Origin of the sequence: Mucilaginibacter sp. SMC90, assembly GCF_022811725.1 — a bacterium.
Classification (GTDB): Bacteria; Bacteroidota; Bacteroidia; order Sphingobacteriales; family Sphingobacteriaceae; genus Mucilaginibacter.
In genome coordinates this window covers 129,133-155,756 of record NZ_CP094527.1, presented here as the reverse complement: position 1 = coordinate 155,756, position 26,624 = coordinate 129,133, and the positions used below count along the sequence as shown (strand labels likewise).

The following is a 26,624-nucleotide window of genomic DNA, read 5'->3' as shown; positions in this document are numbered from 1 at the left end:
GTTTTAAAATTTTCTGTTAGTTAGCACTCTTTAGTAAGTTTAAGCATGATTTTGTTAAAAAAAGGCTTGTTAATTATCGCTTTGACACTCGTGGCAGGATTGGCACATGCCCAAAATACGGATGTCAACGGCATTATAAAAGAAGGTATCAGGCTTAACGGCGAAAAAAATTACGCCGCGGCAATTGAAAAATATAAAGAAGCCCTTGCCTCCGAGCCCGATAATGCACAGGCTAATTATCAGCTGGCATTCAGCCTCAATGCCTCAGGTAAGGGTACTGAAGCGATACCTTATCTTAACAAAGTAATAAAAACAGGCGGCGACCTTACCGGCCCCGCTTACGAACTTACAGGGAGTATTTACGATGCCTCACATCAACCGCAGCAAGCTATTGAGGCTTATCAACAGGGTATCAAGTTGAAGCCGGATTATCAGCCCTTATATTTTAATTTAGGGATAGCCTATTTCCCTGCGCAAAAATATGCCGAGGCCGAACTGGCGTCCATTGAAGCTATTAAGCTTGATCCCAAACACGCAAACAGCCAGCGCCTTTATGGCCTGGTGACTTTCCACCAAAATAAAAGGGTACCTGCGCTGATGGGCTTGTGCAGTTTCCTGCTCCTTGATCCCGAAGGCCCGCGCGCTGATGAAGCCTACACCAACCTGCAAAGCTTACTGAAAGGCGGCGACCTGAAAGCAGCCAAAGCAGACCCGGAAACCCTGCTGCTCAATAAAACATTAAGCACCGCTGTTGCAGCATCGGGCGGTCAGCTGGAAACTCAGTTGAAAACTATTTTTACTGCGGTTGGCAAGCTTGGCGAAAAAACCGGCAAGCAATCTTTCTTCTGGAACTACTATGCAGCTTTCTTTTATAAGCTATCCCAAACACCGCACTTTTCAACCGCGGTTAAGCTGATCAGTTTGAGTGCCGATAAAGCGGGTGCCGCTGCCTGGCTGCAAAGTAATACCGATAAGCGCAAAGCACTGGACGATTGGGCGGCATCCGCAGAAAGAAAATTTTAACTCGTTGATGTGCAAATATGTTAGTTGATGTGCAAATATGCAGATTACAGATGTGCAGGCACCAAGAAGATGAAATTATCTCTTAAAAAAGCATGTCATTGCGAGCGTAGCGCGGCAATCTCGTAGCCAATGCCTGTCGAACAAGCTTGTCGTTTATGCATACCGACGAGATTGCCACGTCGCGCCATGCGCAGCCCTGTACAAGCTCCTCGCAATGACATGGGTTTTATTAATGCACCATTTTCAACTGATTTGCGGCTTTCGAACACTTGCGGTGTGCAGATGAACGGCCGCCTCAGGTAGATTTAACAAACCCGGCATCCGTAAAACCAGAAAGCTAAAACTAACTTGCATATCTGCACATCTGAAATTTGCACATCAATAATTGTACACATTATATTTTACATATCCATAATTGCGAAAACCAAAGTTTTGCTATTTTTGAGCACACAAAATTTAACGACATGAATTTTCCAGCTGAATTAAAATACACCAAAGACCACGAGTGGATTAAGGTTGAAGGCAATGTAGCTACCGTAGGCATCACCGAATTTGCTCAGGGCGAGCTGGGCGACATTGTTTATGTTGATGTTACTTCATTAGGTAAAGAAGTTGCTAAAGACGAAGTTTTTGGCACTGTTGAAGCAGTAAAAACTGTATCTGACCTGTTTATGCCAGTTACCGGTACTGTAACCGAAGTTAACCCGGCATTGAACAATCAACCCGACCTGGTAAATACCGACCCATATGGCGAAGGCTGGATGGTTAAGATCACTGTAGCGAATGCTGCAGATGTTGAATCACTTTTATCTGCTGACGATTACAAAACGGTTATCGGCGTATAAGATGAAGCTGTTTTTAAGATATCACGGGCCCGCTATTTTGTGGGCCTTATTTGTTTTAATAATTTGCTCGGTACATCTCGATTCGGTTGATAAATCGCCCCTGTTTTTTGAAGGATTTGATAAGCTAACTCATTGCGGCTTATTTTTTACCCTTATTGTACTGGTGTGCTTTGGCGTTATCAGGCAACAAAAACCCCGGCGGTTTACGTATACAAGCATGTTTATTATATGGGCTACCAGCATATTTTTTGGCGGGCTGATTGAAATACTACAGATCTCTGTTTTCACCTGGCGAACCGGCGACTGGAACGATCTTTTTTGCGATGTGCTTGGAGCTTGTATGGGTGTTTTTAGTGTTATGCTGACTATTGAGGCGATTGGAAAAAATGAAAAAAAATAAACTGGTTATTTTATTAGGCGCGCTGATATTAACAGCGGCCTCGTCATGCGGTATTTTTCATAAAGGCTGCGGTTGTCCGCATTTTGGAAAAATCAAATCTGCCGGCTCAAGTGTACAAATGATAAGTTAGATGTGCAGATTGATGAATTAGATGTGCAGATTCCAAATGTGCAAATGTGCAGATTGATGAATTAGATGTGCAGGTTCCAGATGTGCAGATGTGCAAATGAAGGCTTAGCTTATAAGACTATATCAGGCAAAGCGAAAATCATTGTTTAATTTACGGGTGTTCAACTTTTAAAAGTGTAAACACTTGTGATTTTTTTCAAAATAAACACCATTGATAATCAATATCTTAATCTCAGCAATTATCAGCGAATCATCAAGCATGAACAAATAATTACTGATAATCAAGGGCTTGCATTTTTTAGAAATTAAAAGCTGAACACCCGTTTTTTAAAAACTGAACACTGACAGGATCGTGTCAGTAAAAGCAGAAAAGCAAAATCAATGGCATCAAAAAGTCATTTGCACATTTGAAATCTGTACATCCGGAACCCCTCGAATTTCCACCCAAATTTCATGCTAAAGTCATTTGCACGTCTGCACATCTAAAATCTGCACATCATGGCGCATCTTATTTGGATTTATTATAAATAAGATTACATTTGCTACGTTTTATATTATAAATGATGAGGCTATCACAACTGGAAGTAGGCGAAACAGGTATCGTAAAGGAATTTACTGATCTCGAAATGTCGGTAAAACTGATGGAGATGGGTTGTTTACCCGGCGAGGAAGTCCGCATTTCGCGTATTGCCCCTCTTGGCGATCCTATTGCCATCAGCGTATCGGGCTATCAGCTCAGCCTGCGTAAGTTTGAAGCATCCACCATCATTTTGCAGTAGTTTTGTAAGCATTGAAAGCCGATATAAGAGTTGCACTTGTAGGAAATCCCAACACCGGTAAATCAACTCTGTTTAATATACTAACCGGGTTAAATCAAAAGATCGGAAATTTTCCGGGGGTTACTGTTGATAAAAAAACAGGCTTTTCCACGCTTCCCGATGGCCGCACAGCCGAAATAATTGACCTTCCGGGTACTTACAGCGTTTATCCTAAAAGCAAGGATGAATCTATAGTATTTTCGGTATTAGCCGATAAATCAAAAGGCATGGTGCCCGATCTGGTTGTGGTGATCCTCGATGCATCCAACTTAAAACGCAACCTGCTGCTTTATACCCAGATAGCCGATTTAAAGATCCCTGTTATCGTGGCGCTTAACATGATCGATGTATCAGAAAAGGCGGGGATCAAAATCAATATCGATCTGTTTGCCAAAAAGCTTGGCGTACCGGTGGTGCCTATCTCCGCCAGGAAAAATACCGGTATTGATAAACTTAAAAGTGCTATCGCCTTTGCCAACAGCATTCCGCTGCAGCAGGATACCATAGATATTGAAAGCATAGCCCCGGGCATAATAGCCCAGATAAAAGGGGAGATGCAAGTTGAAAACCCCTATGTGGCGCTGCAACTTGCCCATCAGCATGAAACACTAAATTACCTTTCAACAACCGAAAGCGACCGTATTGAGCAACTGGAGCAGGAGCATGCGTTCCATTCGCAAAAAGCGCAGGCTACAGAAACCATTGCCCGTTATAATTTCATCAACGACCTGCTTTACGATACTGTCACCAAGCCGGAAACAGCCCATGATGAAACCGTAAGCAATAAAATAGATAAGATCCTTACCCACAAAATATTTGGCTTTGTGATCTTCTTCGCCATTTTGCTGTTCATATTCCAGGCCATTTTTTCATGGTCGGAATACCCTATGTCGCTCATCGAAGATCTGTTTATCTGGCTGCAGGCCGGTACTGCCAAAATATTGCCTGCTGGGCCGCTAAGCAGTCTCGTTATAGACGGGGTACTGGCCGGTTTGAGCGGGGTTTTGGTATTTATACCGCAAATAGCTATCCTGTTTGCGCTGATCTCTATTTTGGAAGATACAGGCTACATGTCGCGCGTAACTTTCATGATGGATAAAGTAATGCGCAAGGTAGGGCTTAACGGCAAATCGGTAGTGCCGCTAATAGGTGGTTTTGCATGCGCAGTGCCATCTATCATGAGTACCCGCACTATTGAAAACTGGAAAGACAGGATGATCACCATCATGGTAACGCCATTGGTGGCTTGCTCGGCCCGCCTACCGGTTTATACCTTGCTGATTTCATTGGTAGTGCCCAACCGCAACGTTTGGTGGATCTTTAATATGAAGGGGCTGGCACTCACGGCCATGTACGTGCTCAGCATTTTTTCGGCAGTTATTGTGGCCTTTGTGATGAAGTTTATCCTTAAAGCCCGCGAACGTGGCTACTTTATCATGGAGTTGCCCGTTTACCGCATGCCAAGGTGGAAAAACGTGATATTTACCATGTATGACCGTTCAAAGACCTTTGTGCTGCAGGCAGGCAAAGTGATCATTGCCGTTTCGGTGATATTATGGGTACTCAAATCATACGGCCCCGGCGACAGGTTTGCACAAATAGATAAGCAATACGCCCAGCCGCAATACACCAAAACCATGACACCGGATAGCCTTACTAAAGTTATCGCTTCCGAAAAACTGGAAAACTCTTATGCCGGTGTATTCGGTCATGTTATTGAGCCAGTCATTAAGCCCCTCGGCTTCGACTGGAAGATAGGTATAGCGCTCATCAGTTCCTTTGCTGCCCGCGAAGTATTTGTGGGCACCATGGCCACCATTTACAGCGTAGAGGGTGATGCCGACAAACTGCAATCGGTACAGGAAAAAATGCATGAAGCTAAAAATCCGGAAACAGGTCAACCGGTATTTACGCTGGCTGTAGCCTTCTCGCTCATGATGTTTTACGCCTTCGCCATGCAATGCGCCAGCACCGTGGCCGTGGTATACCGCGAAACTAAAGACTGGCGATGGCCGGCTGCGCAGTTTGCGTATATGACCCTGCTGGCGTACGCGGCATCGTTTATTGTGTATCACTGGCTGAAGTAGAAATCTTTCGTTTTTTGCTATCTTGTACTATAATTGATTATGGGCAAGTTTCTTTGTAAATGCAAAAATGAGATCAAGGTTAGCGGGGCTATTCCTAATCCTATCGAATGGCTTTTTATCTCCGATACCGAATACGATGGCTATACTAATCCTATCGAGCCTGACGAGTTATATTCAAAAATGAACTCCTTTTTAAAATGCGATCTTTGTGGACGATTGTGGGTATTTTGGGGTGGATATGACAATAAGCCAACACTGTACATGCCCGAGAGTTATTAAAGAGAAAGCAAAAGTTCTTATCTTTGATCTGAGGTAAAAATTGGATAAAGTAAAAGTTTTAGAGAAATATCTTCCGGCAGAAGCGGCCCCGCTTATTGCCCGGTGGATCGACTACTTCAAATGCGAATTTAAAATTTCGCGCAACCGCAACAGTAAGTTTGGCGATTATCGTTCGCCTTACGGAGGCAAAGGTCACCGGATCTCGGTTAATTATGATCTTAACCCCTATGCTTTTTTGGTAACTACAGTACATGAATTTGCGCACCTGCATACCTGGAACGAGCATAAGCAAAAAGCCAAACCCCACGGAACAGAGTGGAAAAACAATTTCAAAAAAATGATGCAGCCATTTTTTGAAAAAGAGATTTTCCCTGCTGATGTTAAAAAGGCTATCGTAAACTATCTGGATAATCCGGCTGCATCAAGCTGCTCGGATTTGAACCTGTATCGCTCGCTGCGCAAATACGACCCGCCAAAAGAGTCAGAAGCAATTTTAACGGTTGAAAAGATCCCGCTTAAGGCATTATTTAAACTGAAGGACGGCCGGGTATTCCGCAAGGATGAAAAGCTGCGTAAACGGTTTAAATGTACCGAAGTAGCTACCAAACGCATTTATTTGTTTAGCCCGGTAGCCGAGGTGGAGTTGATTGAGGGAGCTACAGCGGCGTAGATCAAAGAAAAAAATTTATACACGAATGCCTTTCAAGTAGGTCACAATTAATCGAATTACACGAATCTTGATTGACCTGCAATTTAAAATTCGTGTAATTCGATCAATTCGTAAAAATTTTTCAAACTTAAATGGGGTTTCCTTACCGCGCAGCAGGGAAATCACTTTTGGAACACGAGGCACCTACGGAGCCTTGAAACTCGTTTAATTTTCCCTATAAACACGCTACCCCTCGGGGTGGTCATTAAGTTAAGGGATTGACAGGTTGCACCAGAGGTGCAAAAGGTTTGTAGAAATTAAAGATTTGTTTGTCTTAATGTGCCAGAGGTACACAACTCCGAGTGTTCCGTACCTCTGGCACGGTTATTTTCGGTATATGATATTACTACAAACCTGTTCCCCCTCTGGGGGATTTCCCTTAACTTAATGACATTGCCCTCCGGGGTTGTCACCGTTAAATCTTATAACTCCGTTAGGAGTATCGTGTTTATAGCAACATATTACTTTTGCAACCGGCTCCATAGGTACCCCGTGTCGCCTGTTTGTTTTAAAAGCGATTCCCTGAACCGTGCAGGCACAAACTTTTTTATTTAAGCTGTTTTAGCGAAATTAGCATAAAAGTATTTACAACATGAGTACTACCATCCCTGCAACTGCTGTCGATATCTACCGGATGCTGCCCGAGGGTACCAGGTGCGAAGTGCTGTACAACCAACTCATCATGACCCCGGCACCCAACACCGATCATCAATTTATTTCCGTAAAACTTTCGGCCCTGCTGTATAATTTTTTAGATGAAACAGGAAAAGGAGTAATTCTGCATGCTCCTGCTGATGTCTATTTTGAACAGGAACAATCCGTTTTAAAGCCAGATGTACTGGTGATCCTCAATGAAAATAAATCCATCATCCAAAAAGATGGCATTCATGGTGCGCCAGACGTTGTTTTTGAAATATTGTCAGGCAACCGCATCCATGACACTTTAAAAAAGAAAAGCCTGTATGAAAAGGCTGGCGTGAAGGAATATTTCATTATTGATCCTGAAGACAAGAAGGTGATCGTGTTTGCTTTTAATGAAATCAATCAGTACGAGCTGGCTTATGAACTCACCGGTAAAATCACCTCTGCGGTTTTGGGGTGCAGCTTTAATTTGTAAAAACATGAGTTATATCTGCAGCCATTGCGGCAAAGAACACGAAGAATGGCCAGCCCTTACTTTCGATGCACCGTATGCATATTACAGACTTAGCAACGAAGATAAAAATAACATAGCCGAGCTTGGGTCGGATCATTGCATCATCAATTATAAAAATCAAACAGATTTATTCATTAGAGCTACTCTAATTCAAAAAGTTAACAGCCATTGTAATAATTTAGACTATGGCATATGGGTTTCACTAAGCGAAAAAAGTTATAATGACTATGCTGATAACTTCGATAACGAGAATCACATAACATCATATTTTGGATACCTAAGCAATAATATACCAGGATATGAAGATACATTCATTATCCACACCACCGTTAATACCCGTGCTGGTAATGAGCGGCCCGAGGTTGTACCTCATGAAGGTTTTGAGCATCCATTTGTAACTGACTACTATAATGGCATTGAGAAAGATGAAGCTGAACGCAGAATAGCGGACATGTTAAAAAGCCAATAGCTTTTCCTATTTTCCTGAACCCAAATCACCCAATCAATTTATTCCGTACTTTTACCGCATGGCAAAAGTTATATCATTTGTAAATAACCCTTACCAGGAAAATACCTATATTTTGTACGATGAAACCGGCGAATGCGTGATCATTGACCCGGGTATGTATACCGCGCCCGAGCAAAACGCTGTTGTTAATTTCATCAAAAGCAATAACCTAAAGCCTGTTATGCTGCTTAATACCCATTGCCATGTTGACCATGTATTAGGTAACAAATTTGTGTTTGACCAATACGGCCTTAAACCCCGTTTCCACATTGGCGAATCAGAAGTACTGGCAGCCGTGGTAGCTTATGCCCCATCTATGGGTTTTCAATATGAGGTATCACCTATGCCCGATGAGTTTTTGCCCGAAACAGGCACCATCCATTTTGGCAATACAACGCTGCATTTGATCTTTGCGCCGGGCCATTCGCCTGCGCACTTATGTTTTTACGATAAAGAAGCTAAGATCCTGATAGGAGGCGATGTACTGTTCAGGCAAAGTATCGGCCGTACTGATTTACCGGGCGGCAACTTTGGTTTGCTTATCGATAATATCGAAACAAAATTGTTTACCATGCCCGATGATGTTACCGTTTATCCCGGCCATGGCCCCGAAACAACCATCGGCTACGAAAAACAAAACAATCCCTTTTTAACTTAGTTAACACCATAGTAACGTTATACACAGCATAGGCAAACCTGAACGCATAACCCCCAACACAATTTGAACACGTCCATTTACATAGCAAAGCGTTACCTGTTTTCGGGTAAAAAAATGCATGCTATCAATATCATTTCGGGCATTTCTATGCTGGGCGTACTCATTGGCAGCGCGGCTTTGCTAATCATACTATCGGTGTTTAACGGTTTCGAAAAGGTTATTCTATCCTTATACAGCAATTTTACGCCCGAAATAAAGATAGAGGCCAAACTGGGTAAAACATTCAATCCTAATACGCCGTATTTTGCCTCGCTGCATAAAGATTCGCATGTATTTTCCTTTACCGAAGTTTTACAGGAAAAAGCCCTGATCAAATATGGCGACGTTCCTTTTTTAGTTACCGTGATGGGCGTGAGCGATGACTTTTTAAAAAATCCGCAACTTGACAGTACCATAGCCGTTGGCTCATTTACGCTTAAAAGCGGCAATCAAAATTTTGCGGTGATCGGCTCTACCATACAGCGCACCCTGGGCATTAATGTGCATGATCAGCTTTCATCAATACAGATCTTTTCGCCCCGGCGCGATGCCGAAAATTCGGCCAATCCCCTCAACGAATTTGTTGCACGCAGCATTAATCCGTCGGGAGTATTTGCCATACAGCAGGAGTTTGATGATATAACTGTAACGCCTATTGAGTTTGCGCGCGACCTGCTCGATCAGCCGGTGGATGTATCCTCACTCGAACTTAATTTTAAACGCGGCACCAATCTCGATGCCATGCAAAAAAGCATTGTTGATAAAATAGGAAAAGACTTTACTGTAAAAAACCGCAAGGAGCAAAACAGCGAGCTTTACAAAACCCTTAACTACGAAAGCTGGGCAGTGTACATGATCCTTACCTTTGTGCTTATCATCGCAATATTTAATATCATTGGCTCGTTAACCATGCTGGTTATAGATAAGCGTAAGGATATAGCCATTTTAAGCGGACTGGGGGCCAATAAAAACATGATCCAGGGCATCTTCTTTTTCGAGGGGATGATGATTACCGCCGTGGGGTGTATTATCGGCATTGTACTGGGTACTATTTTTTGCCTGCTGCAGCAGCATTATGGCTGGATTAAAATGGGGGCACAAATGACCGTATTGGATGCATACCCAATTGATCTTAAGATCAAAGATTTTGGCCTGGTGCTGTTAACAGTTGGAGGTATTTCGGTAATTGCGGCCGGCATTAGCGCCCGTTTAAGTATTAAAGGATTGGATGAAATCAAACAGGATTTGTAAATTTGTTAAATGGGTATGAGATACATCAGAATTTTTGTTTTGCTGCTTGTTGTTATTGCTGTTTACGCATGTAATAATGATACCCATAAAAAGGACGAGGTTACCCTTTACAAAGGCTTGTACAGTGCCGGCCCGGAGATAAAATCATTTAAAGATTGCGACAGCGGGCAGGAATTCTGGGCTGTTGACAGTTCGGCCCAGCTTGAGTTGCAATACTCACAGCTTAATTTCGAAAAACCCTATGAGCCGGTTTATGTAGAAGTTGAAGGGATCAAATCAAAATCGGGCAAAGCAGGCATGGGGTCTGAATATGATAGTACCCTCGTTGTAAAAAAAGTAGTAAAAATAACCAAAGAGATCCCGCAGGACGTGTGTAATTAACACCCTGCCGGCATTGTTAATAAAAGCCCAAAACAATAACTTAGGCTTTTGCATTAAGCATTAAACACTCATCTGCCTTATCGGCGTTAACTAATAACCAATGGAATCAAAACGTCAGCAAAAATTTGCCGGAGTAATACAGGAAGACCTTGCAGCTATTTTTCAGCGCGAAGGCATGAATTATTTGCCCAATACCCTGGTAACCATAACCAAGGTACGCGTAACGCCCGATTTGGCCATAGCCCGTATATTTTTAAGCTTTTTAGGCAACCCTAATGTGCAAACCGCTTTGCATACCATCAAATCACATGCTTCAGAGATCAGGTACAAACTTGGCGCGCGGATCAAAGACCAGGTGAGGATCATCCCTCAGCTTGAATTTTTTGTTGACGATACCAGCGAATACGTTGAGCGCATGGACAAGATCTTTGATAAGATCAGCAAAGAAGAACGCCAGCCCGATACCGAAGAAAATTAATAGCTTTTGATGAACCGGCACTTGCTGTTTGCTAACTACATCAACAATCATCCCGATGCCGTTGGCAAAGTAGTTGATTTTGATGCAAGCCATGACCGCCTTTACCACTTTGACCTTACTGCCGGCAACAAAGAGTTGACGGCAGAGGTTATTAACAGGCCGTGGCTGTTTAGTCAACTGATTATCGATAAACTGCATACCAATAACTGCCGCTATGGTATTGGCGGGTACATGGAGCACCGCACCATTTACGCTTTCAGCAGCCATTTTGATACCGATGATGAGCCCCGGCGCCTGCATTTAGGTGTTGATATCTGGTGTGATGCCGGCACGCCTGTATATGCCCCGCTTGAGGGCGTAGTGCACAGCTACCAGGACAATAACAACATTGGCGATTATGGCCCCACCATCATTTTACAACATAACCTGGACGGGCTGACGCTGTATAGTCTGTACGGCCATTTAAGCCGAACAAGTTTGGAAGGTCTTTCTGCAGGTAAGCCTGTACTTAAAAATCAGCAGATAGCAACTTTTGGTAGTTCCGATGAAAACGGTCAATGGCCGCCCCACCTTCATTTTCAGCTGATGTTTGATATGGAAGGCAAGCAGGGTGATTATCCCGGCGTAGGAAAGTTTTCAGAAAAAGAGATCTGGCAGAAGAATATCCCCGACCCTGGATTGATATTGAGGTTTCCGGATGCGGTGAATGTGGGATAGCTCCATTCCAAAGGCGCAATACCTTTCTGTTTTGGTAAAAAAGTCATGTCATTGCTGTAAAGGTTAGATAATTCGGAGACAGAATTAGCTTTATATAACTAAGCTAATTTTGTTATGCGAATAAACACTACTGACCTCACCTTAAAGCGAAACTATCTCAGTAAGTATCGTTTTTTAATCAGCGAATATGAGCAGGTAAAGCGTGGGGAACACCCGGGTTTTAGGTTCGCTAAAGACTTTTATTTGGCTCATGATACCGACCGGAGAAGTTTTCTGAAGTATTACAATCGGTTTAAACAATCCGGTAATGAACTCGACTTATTACCTGGTAAACGTGGGCCTAAGTACAGTACACGGCGTCCTGATCCCCAGGATGAACAGCAAGTGCTCGATTTGCGTTCGCGAGGCTGCAATAAGTTCGAGATAGCAGACCGGTTTAAACAAAAAGCTAATAACTTTACCCCATCGCCTTCAGGGGTGTACAACATCCTGAAGCGACACAACAAGAACCGTTTAACTGTTACAGATAAGGAAGTAAAGCGAAAGATCATCAAGGAACGCATGGGCCAGTTAGGACATATAGACTGTCATCACCTGAGTAAAAGTGTGATCAGGGGACAAAACAGGAAGCTGTACCTGCTTTGTGTGTTGGACGATCATTCCCGTCTTGCCTGGGCAGAGGTGATGGAAGATATTACCGCCTTGACCACCATGTTTACTTCGCTGCGCTGTATGCAAGCCCTTAAGCGCGAATTTGGTATTCAGTTCGAAGAGATCATCGCTGATAACGGCCCTGAATTTGGCACCTCTACCAGCTTAAATAAGAAAAACCATCCCTTTGAACGAATGTTGGTGGAAACTGGTATCAAAAGAAGATATATGAAACCTTACCGCCCGCAGACGAACGGCAAGGTAGAACGTTTTTGGCGTACACTTAAAGAAGATCTGATCGAAGACACCGATTTTGACAGCTTCGAAGAATTGGAGGATGAATTGCTCAAGTACCTCGTTTACTATAACTGGGAAAGGCCGCATCAGGGTATTAACGGCAAAAAACCTATTGAAATGGCAGCCTTAAACAACAAATAAAAACACCTGATTCTGTCTCCGAATTACTAAACACTTACAATTGCGAGGAGCAAAACGGCAATGAGCATTGGGTGCGACGTAGCAATCTCGTAGCTATACAGAGCGGACATGCATTTGCTACGCGATTGCCACGCTGCGCTCGCAATGACATAGTTTTTTGAAAGAAATTATTTCATCTTCCGCACACCAATAATATCTCCCCAATAAAATTCCCAAACATAATCCACAATTTATTGTCGATATTTATATTATGCTTAAAGCGCTGTATTTCCATATCGCATTGCTCATTTTCACAGCAGGCTATTCATTTGCCCAACAGCCGGCATTTAAAGGCGGCACGCAAGCGTTAAATGATTTCCTGAAGGCTAAGATCGTCTACCCCGAATACTCGCGGCAAAACTGCATTTCGGGCTCAATCAATGTTTCATTTATGATTGATAAAGATGGTGTGGTACACGATGCCAAAGTGCAGAATGGCCCCGGCATTGACCTTGACGACGAGGCTTTGAGGGTTATTAAACTCACCTCGGGGCAGTGGACAATCCCGCCGGGATATAATGTTAAAACCACGATTGTTCAGCCTATCCGCTTTGACCCTGATCCGGCGCGTTGCGGCCCTGCCAGCATCCGTGATATGCAAAGCGCCATTGCCAATTATAAAGCACAGCAGGAGCTTGAAAATGCAGTTACCAACTACTACAGCAATAAATATAAAGGCAAGGCCGATACCACTAAAGAAGCTATCATCATCAACCTCAAAAAACAGCTTGGCTATGATGACGATTTCATAAACGATGTACTAAATCAGGCCAATGAAAAATTTAAGCAAGGCGATAAAGAAGGTGCCTGCCACGACTGGAATTTTATCCGCAATATAGGCAGCGATAAAGCCGACAATTTTATAAGGAAGTATTGCGCAGCCCGCTAAATGGTTTAGTGAAAAATATGTCATTGCGAGGAGCGGCACGGACAGAACGCCGGGGCGACGTGGCAATCTCGTAGTCATACAGATCGGACATGCATTGGCTACGAGATTGCCACGCTACGCTCGCAATGACATGATTTTAGTTTGTTTTTCCGGACAACTTTAACCTTGCGCTCGTTTGCGACGAGCGCTTAATATGGACTGGCGATTGCATCGCCATTGCGTTACAAACGCAAGCCCAGGTTACGCACTCGTTGCAAACGAGCGCGAGTTAAAAAAACGAGCGCAAGTTAAAATCTTTGCGTCTTCGCGCCTTTGCGATACACTCACAACCCATAAATTTGCTACCTTACCAGGGTCATGAAAACCGAACCTGAACTTCGCAAAAAAATAAAAACCTGGATAGTTGTATTCATTATTGGCCTGGTATTAAGCGGTGTAACCGCATTCCCTATTGAAACTGAGCTTGCTTTCTTCGCAAATCATTCGGCCATATTTCCTCAATTTATGCAGAGTTGGATAAGCAATGTTTATCAGGCTGTAAAAATCACCAACCAAAACTATCCTTACCTGGCCTACGGTACCGATTGGCTGGCTTTCGGTCACCTGGTTATTGCGATGGCATTTATGGGGCCGTTGAAAGACCCCGTAAAAAACATATGGATAATTGAGTTTGGAATGATTGCCTGTATAATGGTATTCCCGCTGGCCTTTATAGCCGGGCCTATCCGTGGCATCCCCGTTTACTGGCGGTTTATCGACTGCTGCTTTGGTATTTTCGGGATCATACCGCTTTACATTGTTTACAGGGATATTAAAAAACTGGAAGCAATGCACCCGGATAAATGATCAGGCCCGTTTATTTTTCTTAACCCGCCCCAATTCAACAATATTGGTATTAAGCGGTTTCATCCTCGCAACCTTTTCCTTTTGCAAAATATATTCCACAATAAGCTTTCCCATTTTTTGCTTGCCCACGGTTGAAAGATGGCCTGTATTGCGATAAAGAATCTTGTGTTTTTCATAATCATCGCATACGAGATTAAAAGGCACCACTATGGTCGAGTCTTTCAGATGAGTATCCTTTAACATTTCGTTTGCCTGTTTACGGTATCCATCCAAACTCCGGGTATTACCATTGTCAATCAACAGGGACGAAACCTCGTTGCGCACTTTCTTCAGGATATCAAGACTGTCTGTTTCTTCTTTAAACCCAAATTCGGGCATAGTGACAAAAACAGGCTCGATATTGTTGCGTGCCAGGTCGCTGATGATCAGCGAGCAGTAATACGCGTAAAACTTAGCCCCCATCTCGCCCTCGGCATCGCTGGTACCGGCCAAAATGATACAGTAATCGAGGTTATGGTGCAATATTTCAGAACTTGAATAAGGCTGACCAGGGTTTGCGTACAGGTTATCGTAAATTTGTTTGGTTTTTGCTTCAGGTTGCCCGAATGATATCACCTCTGTGTTAATACCCCGCTTTTTAAATTCATCCCTGATAATGGTATCTATGGTAATACCGGTTGCCCAGCTGTCGCCGATGATCCCCACACGTAAAACCTCGTTCCTATGCTTTTTTTCAGGCACAAAAGCGTGCCTTTTCTCAAACGAATAGCGCTGGTATAGGTAAAAACCAAAACCGGTTGTCACTATCAATAACAATAGCAGCAATAGCCTTAATTTTAATTTCATTCAGATATATAAATTTCCATGTGGTAATAATGCCATCTTTTCGTAGGCTGCACTGACATGGGCCCGCAGCCCTTACCATCTTCTTTTTACGATAAAAAAAACTAAATGTTAGCCGTAACGGGCAATTTACTTGCTATATAAAATCCCCGTTTTTTTTCGTTTCACGATGGCCAAAACCACATATGTTAAAACATTTGTACAAAATGTATGAACATTAAGTTTTTCATACTATATTAACCCCGGTAAACTGATTTGCGGTACAAATGTGTATTTGCAAATTGTACTATAAATTGCATAACTTTAGTTTCTGTTTAACCAATTTTAAACCCATGTACCGGAAGTTGTATTATGTATGGCTTACAATAGCCATCTGCATGCTGTACACGTTTTATTCCTGCCATTCATCCGGCGGAGTGGCCGAAGAACAGGTGCCCGATACCATCAGCTACAACTTTAACATCCGGCCGATACTTTCAGACAAATGCTTCAAATGCCACGGTCCCGATGCATCCCATCGCGAAGCAGATTTACGACTGGACATTGCCGAAAGTGCCTACAAAGCATTAAAAGATAATCCGTCATCACACGCCCTTGTCCCCGGCGAACCGATGCAATCTGAGGTTTATCGACGTATCTCCACTAAAGATACTACCGAGCAGATGCCACCTGCATCATCCAACCTGAAAAGGTTATCGCCTTATGAGGTTGGGCTTATTCACAAATGGATAAAACAGGGGGCCAAATATGAAAAACACTGGGCTTTCGTTGCCCCGCGCAATTACCCTGTTCCTGCAGTAAAAAATACGGCATGGCCTAAAAACGCTATCGATAATTTTGTGCTGCAAAAAATGGAGCAGGCAAACCTTGAACCCAATCTCGAAGCAGATAAAGAACGCCTGTTAAAACGGATTTCGCTCGATCTTACCGGTCTGCCGCCATCCCTTGCGCTAATGGATGAGTTTTCGGCCGATAAAAGCCCTAACGCCTACGAAAAAATGGTGGATAAACTGATGGCAACCCCGCAATACGGCGAAAAAATGGCGCTGCACTGGCTGGATGTTGCCCGTTATGCCGATTCGCACGGCTACCAGGATGATAATTACCGCACGCAATGGCCATGGCGCGACTGGGTGATCCATGCCTATAACGAAAACCTTCCTTACGATAAATTCATCACCTGGCAATTAGCCGGGGATCAGCTACCCAACGCCACTAAAGAACAATTACTGGCAACCGGCTTTAACCGCAACCACAAAATAACCGAAGAAGGCGGCGTAATTGACGAGGAATACCGTGTAAGCTATGTAACCGACCGTACCAATACCTTCGGCAAAGCTATGCTGGGCGTTACGCTTGAATGCGCCCATTGTCATGATCACAAATACGACCCTTTTTCGCAAAAAGAATACTACCAGGTTTACGCCTTTTTTAACAATGTGAAGGAAGTAGGGCTGCAATCAACCGTTGGCGGGCCCGAAACCTACGCCAAAAACCCCATGATGCAGATCAGTAACGATGACGTTAAAAAGATCCTGACCTTTGTGAATAAGCAAGATACCGATAAACTGATTGTTTCTATCATGACCGATAGCAACAAGGTACGGCCAACCTATATCCTTAAACGCGGTAACTACGATGCTCATGGCGATGAGGTGGAAGCCGGTACGCCTAAATCGATATTACCATTCACTAATAACTATCCTAAAAACCGCTTAGGTTTGGCCGAATGGCTGTTCAACAAAAACAACCCGCTTACTGCCCGTGTATTTGTAAACCAGATGTGGCAGGAGTTTTTTGGCAAGGGCATTGTAAAAAGCTCGGGCGATTTCGGCATGCAGGGCGACCTGCCATCGCATCCGGAATTGCTGGACTGGCTCGCAGTTGATTTCCGTGATCATGGCTGGAACATCAAGCGATTGGTAAAACAGATCGTGATGTCGGCCACATACCGGCAATCGGCGGCAGTAACACCCGAAAAGTTAAAAACCGATCCTGATAATACTTTATTGGCCCGGGGCTCAAGAGGCCGTTTACCGGCAGAATTTGTCCGCGATTTGGTACTGGCCAGCAGCGGGTTACTTAACCCTACCATTGGCGGCCCAAGTGTTAACCCTTATCAGCCACCGGGCCTTTGGGAAAACGCTACATCGGGCAGGGGGATCCTGGCCAATTACAAACAGGTGCACGGGCCTAACTTGTATCGAAGAGGTATGTACACGCTGATTAAGCGCACCGTTCCACCAGCATCGCTGGGCATTTTTGACGCCAGTAACCGCGACCAGTGCGAGGTGAAACGCCTGCGCACCAACACCCCATTACAGGCTTTGGTAATGCTTAATGACCCGACAGTACTGGAAAGCGCCCGCGTTTTAGCCGCCAAACTTTTGCAGGATAAAAGCACATCGACAGAAAAGATCACCAAGGCGTTCCGGTTGATCCTATCCAGGCATCCGCAGGAAAAAGAACTGGCTATTTTAACTTCATATTATGCCGATGAATTAAAAAGCATGAAAAAAGCCGATGCCGAAAAACTGCTCAACGTAGGCGAATACCCGGTACCGGCCAACCTGGATAAAGTAACGCTGGCAGCCATGATGAAAGTGGTTGACACCATGTATAATTTGGAAGAAGCAATAACAAAAACCTGAGCACATGGAAAAAGATTTTTTAGAAAACAGGCTTAACATCAACCGGCGCAGGTTTCTTTCAAGGCTCAGTTTGGGCATTGGCAGCGTAGCGCTGGGTTCATTGCTCATTCCCGACCTGTTTAGCGGAAAAGGCGATGAAGCCGAAGCTGATTTTATCCCCGGCATCCCCAACTTTGCGCCAAAAGCCAAAAGGGTGATCTACCTGTTCCAGGATGGAGCGCCCTCACAACTGGAATCATTTGACTATAAGCCAAAGCTGCGCGAAATGATGGGGCAGGAGCTGCCTGCGTCTGTACGAGGCAACCAGATTTTAACAGGAATGACAGCCAAACAGGCTTCCTTCCCGCTGGTGGGTTCATTTTATGATTTTAAACAATACGGCGAGTCGCGCGCCTGGATCAGCGACATGTTTCCGCACATAGGTAAAATTGCCGATGATATCTGTATCATTCGTTCGCTGAACACCGATGCCATTAACCATGACCCCGCACTTACCTTTTTCCAGACAGGGGCACAGCAAGGCAACCGCCCCAGCATGGGCTCGTGGGTAAGCTATGGCCTTGGCAGCGAGAACAAAAATCTGCCTGCATTTACCGTGCTGCTCTCTAAAGGAAAAGGAAACGGACAGGGTGTTTATTCCAAACTGTGGAGTAATGGCTTTTTAGATTCCATTCACCAGGGCGTACAATTTAGCAGCGGCGAAGACCCTATCCTGTACTTAAATGATCCCGAAGGCCTGAACCGCCACGAGCGTCGCAAGATGCTTGATAAACTGGCCGAGCTAAACGACATGAACTACAAAGAGTTTGGCGACCCGGAAATAAACACCAAGGTACAGCAGTATGAAATGGCCTATCGCATGCAAACCGCAGTACCCGAAATTATGGACGTAAGCAAGGAGTCGGACGATATTGTGAAGATGTACGGGCCCGAATGCCTTATTCCCGGCACTTACGCAGCAAACTGTTTACTGGCCCGCAAGCTTTCAGAGAACGGGGTACGCTTTGTGCAACTCTATCACCAGGGCTGGGACCAGCACAGCAACCTTCCGCAGGAAATGGCCGGACAGGCCAAAGACGTAGACCAGGCATCGGCGGCATTGGTTACCGATTTGAAACAACGCGGCCTGCTTGACGAAACATTGGTGATCTGGGGCGGAGAGTTCGGTCGCACCAATTACAGCCAGGGCAAACTGGAAAAAGCCAATTACGGTCGCGATCATCATCCACGCTGTTTCAGTATCTGGATGGCCGGTGGCGGCATCAAACCCGGCATAGTTTACGGCGAAACAGATGAGTTTGGCTACAACATTGTAAAAGATCCGGTGCATGTGCATGACTTTCATGCCACCATCCTTAACCAGCTTGGCATCGACCATAAAAAACTAACTTTTAAAAGCCAGGGCAGGAGATATAGGTTAACGGATGTGGCGGGGAATGTGGTGAAGGGGATAATAGCGTAAGCCCCACCCAAACCCTCCCCTAAAGGGAGAGGGCTTAAAAAAATAAAACTCATGTCATTGCTTCGTGCCTCGCAATGGCATGATGACAAGGAATCAAAAAAATCAGTAATCGGTGAAATCACCCAGCAATCGGTGTAATCAAAAGAAATAATATCAGCGAAATCAACGCAATCATAAAAATCAACGGTATGGAAAGAAGAGAATTTATCAAGCACACTTCAGTTTTATCAGCAGGCTTTTTTATAGCTAAAGACATGTTAGCCAAAGACGACGGGCCAATTTACGGCCATGGCAATATGCGCTACCGCATGGATAAAAACTGGAGCAAGGCCGATTCGCAGAAAAACCCGGTGAACGATTGCCATGAGATGGTGCAGGATTCAAAGGGCCGCATTTTGCTGCTTACCAACGAGACTAAGAACAATGTGCTCATCTATAATAAATCGGGCAAGCTGTTAAGCACCTGGGGACATGAATTCCCCGGCGCACATGGCCTGACCCTGTTTAATGAAAATGGAACAGAAGTACTATTCATTACCGATACCGTAAAACACCAGGTATATAAAACCACATTGGATGGCCGTATTTTAATGACCATTGACGTACCGCTTGAAACCGGCGTATACAAAAAGCCCGAAGAGTTTGTGCCAACCGAAACCACTATCGACACCAACGGTGATATTTTTATTGCTGATGGCTATGGTGCCCAATACGTTACACACTATGATAAAGATGGTAAGTTAAAAGGCTTCTTCGGCGGCAAAGGTGAAGGGGATGAGCATTTGGATAACGCCCACGGCATCGTGATTGACAGGCGGTATGGTACGCCTACGTTGCTTGTTACCGACCGTACCCGCAACTGCTTTAAACGCTTCAGCATGGATGGTAAATTGCAGGAAGTGATCAAGCTGCCCGGTGCATGTGTTTGCCGTCCGGTAATAAAAGGCGATCATTTGTATGCCGCCGTGCTTCGCTCGCCCGATCTGAGCAAGGAAAATACCGGCTTCACCACCATATTGGATAAAAACAATAAAGTAGTATCAAACCTTGGCGGCACCGAACCTGTGTATACTGATGGCGTGCTGCAGCCTATGGCACAGGCCGAAAAGATTTTCCTTAACCCGCACGATGTTTGTGTGGACAACGACGAGAATTTGTACGTAGCGCAATGGGCATCGGGCAAGGTGTACCCTTATAAATTTACAAGGGTTAATTAACTCATACAGCCCGGCGTATATGAAAAGCAGCCATAAAGGTATTGCAGAGGGGGCATTATTTGCCCTCAACATTTTCATTATTGTATTGCTCATAGCAGGCGACAGCCTGGTTGTGCCGCGCTGGCTGCAACCGGTTGGCCGCATGCACCCGCTCATCCTGCATTTCCCGATAGTGATACTGATGCTGGCCATGGTGATGGAGTTTTTCCGTTACCGCCCGGAGTTTATTAATGAAAAATTGTATCAAACTTTTACAAGCTACCTGCTGCTTTTAGGCGCGCTGCTATCCTCCATAACGGTGATCATGGGCTTATTCCTGTCGAGGGAATCAGGTTACGAAGGTGATACTTTACAGTGGCATAAATGGTTTGGCGTAAGTGTGGCCTTTGCGGGGTACGGCGTATATCTCATTCGCCACACTACAAAGTATACCGTTGGGCTTGCCAAAGCTGGCGCTGTGATCACTGTTTTCTGTTTGATTGTTGCCGGGCACCTGGGCGGTAACCTTACCCATGGCAATGATTTTGTTTTGGGACCAGTGATGGATAAAAGTAAAAATGCGGTACCTATAGACCAGGCGCTGGTTTATAACGACGTGATCCGCCCTATATTCGAGGTAAAATGCCAGAGCTGCCATAATCCCGATAAAATGAAGGGCGGCCTCATGCTTACCGATTCGGCTGCAGTAATGAAAGGGGGCAAAAACGGCAAATTATTCGTAGCGGGCGACCCAGCAATGAGTCTGCTCCTGCAACGCGTGCACCTGCCCGAAACCGAAAAGAAGCACATGCCGCCAACCGGTAAAACCCAGCTTACCGATGATGAAAAAATGCTGCTTTACCTTTGGATAAGAAGTAAAGCCGGTTTCAGCAAAAAAGTGATCGACCTGTCTGCTTCCGATTCATTGCGCATGATCGCTTCTACCCGCTTAAAGCCGGCCGAAAGCGAAGAAGAGGTTTATGATTTCTCAGCTGCTAATGAAAAGGAGATCCAAAAGCTCAATAATAACTACCGTGCTGTTTATCCGCTGGCCAATGAATCTCCGGCGCTGGCAGTTAACATCTACAATAAAAGCACTTATAATGTTAAGGTGCTGGACGAATTAAGTTCTATCAGGAAACAGGTCGTTTCATTAGACCTGAACAAGATGCCCGTAAAAGATGCCGATCTGAAAACGATTGCAAAATTTGAAAACCTGCGCAGGCTAAACCTCAATTTCAGTGATATTACCGGCAAGGGCTTAAAAGAATTAACCGGGTTAAAATATCTCAAAAGCGTTTCTCTGGCGGGAGTTAAGCTCAACATAGCCGATGTAAAACAACTTATCGATATAAAAACCCTCAATGAGCTGGCGGTATGGGATAGCGGCCTGAACCCTGCCGACCTGCAATCGCTTCAGAAACAAAATCCAAAGCTTAACCTGTTAACCGGCTTCAAGGATGACGGTAAAGTAATGAAGCTTACCAGTCCGCAGTTAAAGAACGCCGCTGTTATATTTAAGCAGAGCTATGCCCTGCAGCTTAGCAATCCCATAAAAGGGGCAGATATCAGGTATACTACAGATGGTTCGGCACCTGACAGTATCAATGCTGCATCCTACAAGCCAGGGGTTGTATTTACCCAAAGTACCGTGATAAAAGCAAGGGCATTTAAAGCTGGCTGGAAGGGCAGCGATACGGTACAGTTTAATGTTTACAAATGTGCCTATACGCCCGATAGCATCAGCTTTATTACACATCCGGATAATAAGTACAAAGGCGACGGCGCAAAAACCATCATTGACAAAGAATTGGGTGGCGGCAATTTTGGCAACGGTAAATGGCTGGCATCACAAAAAGACCTGGTAGTTATTATGTGGTTCAATAACCCAATTGACCTGCATTCGGTGAGCCTTAATGTAATGCGTAATATAGGCTCGCAGATCTTTTTACCCGCCGGGGTTGAAGTTTGGGGCGGGGCCGACCAGGATCATATGAAACTATTAAGCACGGTTAAAACAGCAATACCTAACCAAGCCGATCAGTTTGCGTTGACCCCGATGGATTGTAAGTTAAGATCGGCCCAAAAGGTGTCATGCATAAAACTGGTTGCCCAGCCGCTTAAAAGTGTTCCGGCATGGCACCCGGCTAAAGGCAAACCAGGGTGGGTGTTTTTGGATGAGGTGTTTTTGAATTGATACTTGTGGAAGTCACGCTATCGCTAAACTTCGACCAGTACAAATTCGATAGGCCCAGTTATGAGATTGCTTCGTCGTTCCTCAATGACCTTTTTTATTTACATACACCTTGCGCTCATCTGTGATGAGTGCTTAACATGGACTTACGTTTGTAACGTAAGCACCGTAAATGGCGTTACAAATGCCAAACCACATTAGTACTCGTTAAAAACAAGCACAAGCTAAAATGTGCGCAAGCTAATATTCTCCGGAGAATGGGCATGATGCCCTTTAGTTTTCTATTTTTTTCAATTATCTACTTATCCTAAAAAAAGGCACATCCTCGCCATACCAAAATACAATCCCTTCGCGTACAAAGCCAGCTTTGATCAATACCCTTTGTGATGCAGCATTTTGCGGGTGTGTAACAGCACAAACCTCCTTTAATCCAACTTTACTTAAGCCGTAGTTAACCAATGCTTCAGCCAATTCGGTTGCAATGCCCTGTCCCCAGTATTTGAGGTGAATGCGATAACCAAGTTCAATGCGGCTCTTGTCGTAATCGCTGGGCTTAAGGGCACAAACGCCTATAAAGTCATTATCTGCAATATTGAAAATCCCCCATCTGCCCAGGCCGGTTCCGTTTTGATATTCCTTCAGCGTATCTTTAAAAACCTGCTTACTCTCCTGCGGAGTACGTTTTTTTACATATTGGGTAAGACGGTCATCGGCATCCATAACAGTCGAAAGCTCTTCATCTTCGGCTATAAACTGGCGGATAAGCAGGCGCGGCGTTTGGGTGATAATATTCATAGGTATTCAAAAATAATTTTTTGAATACCTATGAAGGTAAGATGAGTGTCATTAAAGAGTTGCTATAGGCAAATTTTGCAGGACATGTGCCTTGAAATGCAATAGGAGGCACCTCGTAGCCTTGATATCTGTTTTGTTTTTTGACTATAAACATGGTACTTCTATGGAATTTAAAAAGCACGCATGCATAGAACTCATTAGGAGTACCCTGTTTATAGAAAATGAAACAAACCCTTTTGGCTCTGTAGGCACCTCCTGTGTTGGGCCGGAGGTGAACCGATTAGTTATTTTGATCCTTTAACGGTAGCTCAATTATGGTAAAACCCTCATTTACCGTTAATTTTTTTATACCTTGCATATCTTTACTTATAAGATATAGTGACTTTCCAGGATTTTAATTTTAACGGGCAATTATTTGAAGGTGTAGAGAGCATGGGTTTCCTAAACCCTACACCCATACAGGCCATGGCTATCCCAACCATTATGGAAGGGCGCGACCTGATTGCATGTGCTCAAACCGGCACCGGTAAAACCGGAGCTTACCTGCTGCCTGTTTTAAACAGCATCAGCAAAACAAATAAACACCATACCAGCGCCCTTATACTTGCCCCAACCCGCGAGCTTGCGCAGCAAATAGATCAGCAGGTTGAAGGCCTTGCTTATTTTACCGGCATCAGCTCTATTGCAGTTTTTGGCGGCGGCGACGGGATTGTTTACGAGCAGCAGCGCCGGGGCATCCAAAATAATGTAAATATCATTGTAGCTACTCCAGGCCGGCTTATAGCACACCTTACATCGGGTGTACTAAAGCTTAATCATCTTACCCACCTGGTACTTGATGAGGCCGACCGGATGCTGGATATGGGTTTTTCGGATGATATTATGAAGATCATCAGCTACCTGCCAAAAGAAAGGCAAACGCTGTTGTTCTCTGCAACCATGCCGGGCCGTATACGCTCCTTAGCTAAAGCTATCCTGAAAGATCCTGAGCAGATCAATATCGCTATTTCGCAGCCTGCTGTTGGTATCGATCAGCAAGTTTACAGGGTGCATGATCAACAAAAAACGCCGCTGGTGCAGCATATCCTTAAAGATTCGGCATTTACCAGCATTATCATATTTGCCTCCCGCAAGGAAATTGTTAAAGCATTATATAAAGAGCTCAAGGCTATAAAGATCAATGCCATGTCTTTCCACTCCGATCTGGAGCAAAAAGAGCGTGAGGAGATCCTGCTTAAGTTCAAAAACAAGCAATTACCAGTTATCATCGGTACCGATGCGCTTTCGCGGGGTATTGATGTGGAAGGCATCGACCTGGTGATCAATTATGATGTTCCCGGCGATCCGGAAGATTATATCCACCGTATTGGTCGTACGGCCCGTGCAGCCACCACCGGCACAGCTATTACTTTTGTTAACCATCGCGATGAGCGAAAGTTAAAAAACATTGAAAAACTGATAGAAAAGCCTATCAAGCTAATGGCGCTGCCTGATGAGTTAGCCTCAATACAACCCCTTAAGCCTGAACCTGCGCAAGGTGATGCCAAAAGGAAACCTAACCGTCGCTGGGGCAAAAAGAAACCGAAACAACAAAATACCGGTAATTAAAAGATTTTCACGAATACTTTTAAGTTGAACACAATTTAATCGAATTACACGAATTAGATTGGGTTAATAGGAACCTGATATCTGCAATAATTATTTCATTGCCGTTGACTAAAGTCAACGGTTAAAAAGAAACGAACAACCGGGCTTTAGCCCAAACTGTTCAAGCGGCATTTGGATAAAGCCTTTTAATTTGCTACCTCATTCCGTCGACTAAAGTCAACGCCAATGAATTTTACAGGAGCTCTCAATATCAATCCCGGTAATCTGAAATTCGTGTAATTCGCTTCAATTTGAATAAATTAGTGTCCCATTACTAAAACGTTTTATCGATTTTAATATCTTAGACCAAAAATCCATTTCCCAATGATCATCCCTAAAAAACTGGTTTTACTGGCAGCATTAGGTGTGGCACTTACCACATCCGCAAACAAAGCATTAGCACAAGAGAAAAAAACATCAGGCAATCCTATTGTTGAAGGCTGGTATGCCGATCCGGAGGCTAAGATCTTTAATAAGCAATACTGGGTATACCCAACCTATTCGGCCAAATATAACGAGCAGGTGTTCATGGATGCCTTTTCATCGCCCGACCTGGTCAACTGGACAAAGCATCCCCGCATCATTGATACAGCGGCAGTAAAATGGGCAAAGCGCGCTATGTGGGCTCCTGCCGTAACCGAAAAGGACGGCAAATACTACATCTTTTTCGGCGCTAACGATATCCAGAATAATAATGAAGTTGGTGGAATAGGCGTTGCTGTTGGTGATAAACCAGAAGGCCCGTATAAGGATTTATTAGGGAAACCACTCATTGGGCAAATCATCAATAAGGCCCAACCTATAGACCAGTTTGTGTTTAAAGATGACGACGGCCAGTACTACATGATTTATGGTGGCTGGGGCCAGTGCAATATCGTAAGGCTAAAAAATGATTTTACAGGTATTGAGCCCTTTAAAGATGGTGAAACCTACAAACTGATCACCCCAAAAGATTATGTTGAAGGCCCAGTGATGTTTAAACGCAAAGGAAAATATTATTTTATGTGGAGCGAAGGCGGCTGGACCGGCCCGGATTACCGCGTGGCGTATGCTATTGGTGATTCGCCTTTTGGCCCTTTTAACCGCATTGGCACTATATTGAAGCAGGATGCCAGCATAGCAACCGGTGCAGGCCATCACTCGGTGATCCAGGTACCGGGCAAGGATGAATGGTATATAGTTTACCATCGCCGCCCGTTAACCGAAACAGATGGAAACCATCGCGTTACCTGCATTGATAAAATGTATTTTGACAAGGATGGAAAGATCCTGCCGGTTAAGATCACGAATGAAGGCGTAACGGCAAGAAAAATTAAGTAAGCTGCTTATTTAGTTTAACGTCCCCTCAGGGACTCTCGCAGAGGGCTCTGGGGGAAATGAAGCTGCTCTTTCTACTCCCGTCATTGCGAGGAACGAAGCAATCCCCAACTTTACAGAGAAACCTGCATGGCTGCTCTGCCTCTTGGGGATTGCTTCGTTCCTCGCAATGACTTTT

General features: G+C 44.4%; 25 protein-coding genes. 23 read left to right on the top strand and 2 right to left on the bottom strand.

Annotated elements, in window-relative coordinates:
- Positions 1–45 precede the first annotated feature (45 nt).
- From MTO98_RS00660 to MTO98_RS00580, 17 genes are all read left to right on the top strand, one after another.
- Entirely contained in the window at positions 46–1,023 is a 978-nt protein-coding gene (locus MTO98_RS00660) for a tetratricopeptide repeat protein (protein WP_243484601.1), read from the top strand.
- 464 nt (positions 1,024–1,487) lie between these two features.
- Positions 1,488–1,868, top strand: a complete 381-nt coding sequence (gcvH, locus tag MTO98_RS00655) for a glycine cleavage system protein GcvH (RefSeq protein WP_243484599.1) — start codon at positions 1,488–1,490, stop codon at positions 1,866–1,868.
- A 1-nt stretch (position 1,869) separates the two neighbouring features.
- Positions 1,870–2,268 (top strand): VanZ family protein, encoded by a 399-nt coding sequence (locus MTO98_RS00650; protein WP_243484595.1) that lies wholly within the window; start codon positions 1,870–1,872, stop codon positions 2,266–2,268.
- Positions 2,269–2,960: 692 nt separating this feature from the next.
- On the top strand, positions 2,961–3,176 hold the full coding sequence (locus MTO98_RS00645; protein ID WP_243487970.1) for a ferrous iron transport protein A: 216 nt from the start codon (positions 2,961–2,963) through the stop codon (positions 3,174–3,176).
- Between the two features lie 11 nt (positions 3,177–3,187).
- A complete protein-coding gene (gene feoB / locus MTO98_RS00640; RefSeq protein ID WP_243484593.1) occupies positions 3,188–5,302 on the top strand; it encodes a ferrous iron transport protein B in 2,115 nt (704 codons plus the stop codon).
- Positions 5,303–5,341: 39 nt separating this feature from the next.
- Complete coding sequence (locus MTO98_RS00635; protein ID WP_243484591.1) at positions 5,342–5,581, top strand: hypothetical protein; 240 nt, start codon at positions 5,342–5,344, stop codon at positions 5,579–5,581.
- Between the two features lie 40 nt (positions 5,582–5,621).
- Complete coding sequence (locus MTO98_RS00630; protein WP_243484589.1) at positions 5,622–6,251, top strand: SprT-like domain-containing protein; 630 nt, start codon at positions 5,622–5,624, stop codon at positions 6,249–6,251.
- A gap of 631 nt (positions 6,252–6,882) precedes the next feature.
- On the top strand, positions 6,883–7,407 hold the full coding sequence (locus MTO98_RS00625; RefSeq protein WP_243484587.1) for a Uma2 family endonuclease: 525 nt from the start codon (positions 6,883–6,885) through the stop codon (positions 7,405–7,407).
- Positions 7,408–7,411: 4 nt separating this feature from the next.
- Positions 7,412–7,915: a DUF2199 domain-containing protein gene (locus MTO98_RS00620; RefSeq protein WP_243484585.1), complete on the top strand. Its 504-nt coding sequence runs from the start codon at positions 7,412–7,414 to the stop codon at positions 7,913–7,915.
- 58 nt (positions 7,916–7,973) lie between these two features.
- Positions 7,974–8,612: an MBL fold metallo-hydrolase gene (locus MTO98_RS00615; protein ID WP_243484583.1), complete on the top strand. Its 639-nt coding sequence runs from the start codon at positions 7,974–7,976 to the stop codon at positions 8,610–8,612.
- Positions 8,613–8,675: 63 nt separating this feature from the next.
- Positions 8,676–9,902: an FtsX-like permease family protein gene (locus MTO98_RS00610; RefSeq protein WP_243484581.1), complete on the top strand. Its 1,227-nt coding sequence runs from the start codon at positions 8,676–8,678 to the stop codon at positions 9,900–9,902.
- A 15-nt stretch (positions 9,903–9,917) separates the two neighbouring features.
- Positions 9,918–10,283, top strand: a complete 366-nt coding sequence (locus MTO98_RS00605) for a hypothetical protein (protein WP_243484579.1) — start codon at positions 9,918–9,920, stop codon at positions 10,281–10,283.
- 100 nt (positions 10,284–10,383) lie between these two features.
- Complete coding sequence (gene rbfA, locus MTO98_RS00600; RefSeq protein WP_090532309.1) at positions 10,384–10,761, top strand: 30S ribosome-binding factor RbfA; 378 nt, start codon at positions 10,384–10,386, stop codon at positions 10,759–10,761.
- A gap of 9 nt (positions 10,762–10,770) precedes the next feature.
- Positions 10,771–11,478 (top strand): peptidoglycan DD-metalloendopeptidase family protein, encoded by a 708-nt coding sequence (locus tag MTO98_RS00595; RefSeq protein ID WP_243484577.1) that lies wholly within the window; start codon positions 10,771–10,773, stop codon positions 11,476–11,478.
- A gap of 114 nt (positions 11,479–11,592) precedes the next feature.
- A complete protein-coding gene (locus tag MTO98_RS00590) occupies positions 11,593–12,567 on the top strand; it encodes an integrase core domain-containing protein (protein WP_243484318.1) in 975 nt (324 codons plus the stop codon).
- Positions 12,568–12,817: 250 nt separating this feature from the next.
- Positions 12,818–13,495 carry an energy transducer TonB gene (locus MTO98_RS00585; RefSeq protein WP_243484575.1) on the top strand — a complete coding sequence of 226 codons (678 nt, stop codon included), beginning with the start codon at positions 12,818–12,820 and terminating at the stop codon, positions 13,493–13,495.
- Between the two features lie 357 nt (positions 13,496–13,852).
- The gene (locus MTO98_RS00580; RefSeq protein ID WP_243484573.1) at positions 13,853–14,341 is read left to right on the top strand and encodes a hypothetical protein; all 489 of its coding nucleotides are present in this window, start codon (positions 13,853–13,855) and stop codon (positions 14,339–14,341) included.
- Here the strand turns inward: MTO98_RS00580 and MTO98_RS00575 are convergent, their stop codons facing one another.
- Positions 14,342–15,187 carry a hypothetical protein gene (locus tag MTO98_RS00575; protein WP_243484571.1) on the bottom strand — a complete coding sequence of 282 codons (846 nt, stop codon included), beginning with the start codon at positions 15,185–15,187 and terminating at the stop codon, positions 14,342–14,344.
- A gap of 329 nt (positions 15,188–15,516) precedes the next feature.
- Between MTO98_RS00575 and MTO98_RS00570 the strand changes: the two genes are divergently transcribed.
- The 4 genes from MTO98_RS00570 (at position 15,517) to MTO98_RS00555 (ending at position 22,690) form a co-directional block, all read left to right on the top strand.
- A complete protein-coding gene (locus MTO98_RS00570; protein ID WP_243484570.1) occupies positions 15,517–17,835 on the top strand; it encodes a PSD1 and planctomycete cytochrome C domain-containing protein in 2,319 nt (772 codons plus the stop codon).
- Between the two features lie 4 nt (positions 17,836–17,839).
- Entirely contained in the window at positions 17,840–19,297 is a 1,458-nt protein-coding gene (locus MTO98_RS00565; RefSeq protein ID WP_112574662.1) for a DUF1501 domain-containing protein, read from the top strand.
- 188 nt (positions 19,298–19,485) lie between these two features.
- Positions 19,486–20,514 carry a hypothetical protein gene (locus tag MTO98_RS00560; protein ID WP_243484568.1) on the top strand — a complete coding sequence of 343 codons (1,029 nt, stop codon included), beginning with the start codon at positions 19,486–19,488 and terminating at the stop codon, positions 20,512–20,514.
- A gap of 19 nt (positions 20,515–20,533) precedes the next feature.
- Complete coding sequence (locus MTO98_RS00555; RefSeq protein ID WP_243484567.1) at positions 20,534–22,690, top strand: c-type cytochrome domain-containing protein; 2,157 nt, start codon at positions 20,534–20,536, stop codon at positions 22,688–22,690.
- A 291-nt stretch (positions 22,691–22,981) separates the two neighbouring features.
- On the opposite strand, the gene MTO98_RS00550 is transcribed toward MTO98_RS00555, so the two are convergent.
- A complete protein-coding gene (locus MTO98_RS00550; RefSeq protein WP_243484565.1) occupies positions 22,982–23,482 on the bottom strand; it encodes a GNAT family N-acetyltransferase in 501 nt (166 codons plus the stop codon).
- 378 nt (positions 23,483–23,860) lie between these two features.
- Here MTO98_RS00550 and MTO98_RS00545 point away from each other — a divergent pair, with 378 nt between their 5' ends.
- Together MTO98_RS00545 and MTO98_RS00540 are read left to right on the top strand one after the other, a co-directional pair.
- The gene (locus MTO98_RS00545; protein ID WP_243484563.1) at positions 23,861–25,090 is read left to right on the top strand and encodes a DEAD/DEAH box helicase; all 1,230 of its coding nucleotides are present in this window, start codon (positions 23,861–23,863) and stop codon (positions 25,088–25,090) included.
- Positions 25,091–25,453: 363 nt separating this feature from the next.
- Positions 25,454–26,449: a glycoside hydrolase family 43 protein gene (locus tag MTO98_RS00540; RefSeq protein WP_243484561.1), complete on the top strand. Its 996-nt coding sequence runs from the start codon at positions 25,454–25,456 to the stop codon at positions 26,447–26,449.
- Positions 26,450–26,624 lie beyond the last annotated feature (175 nt).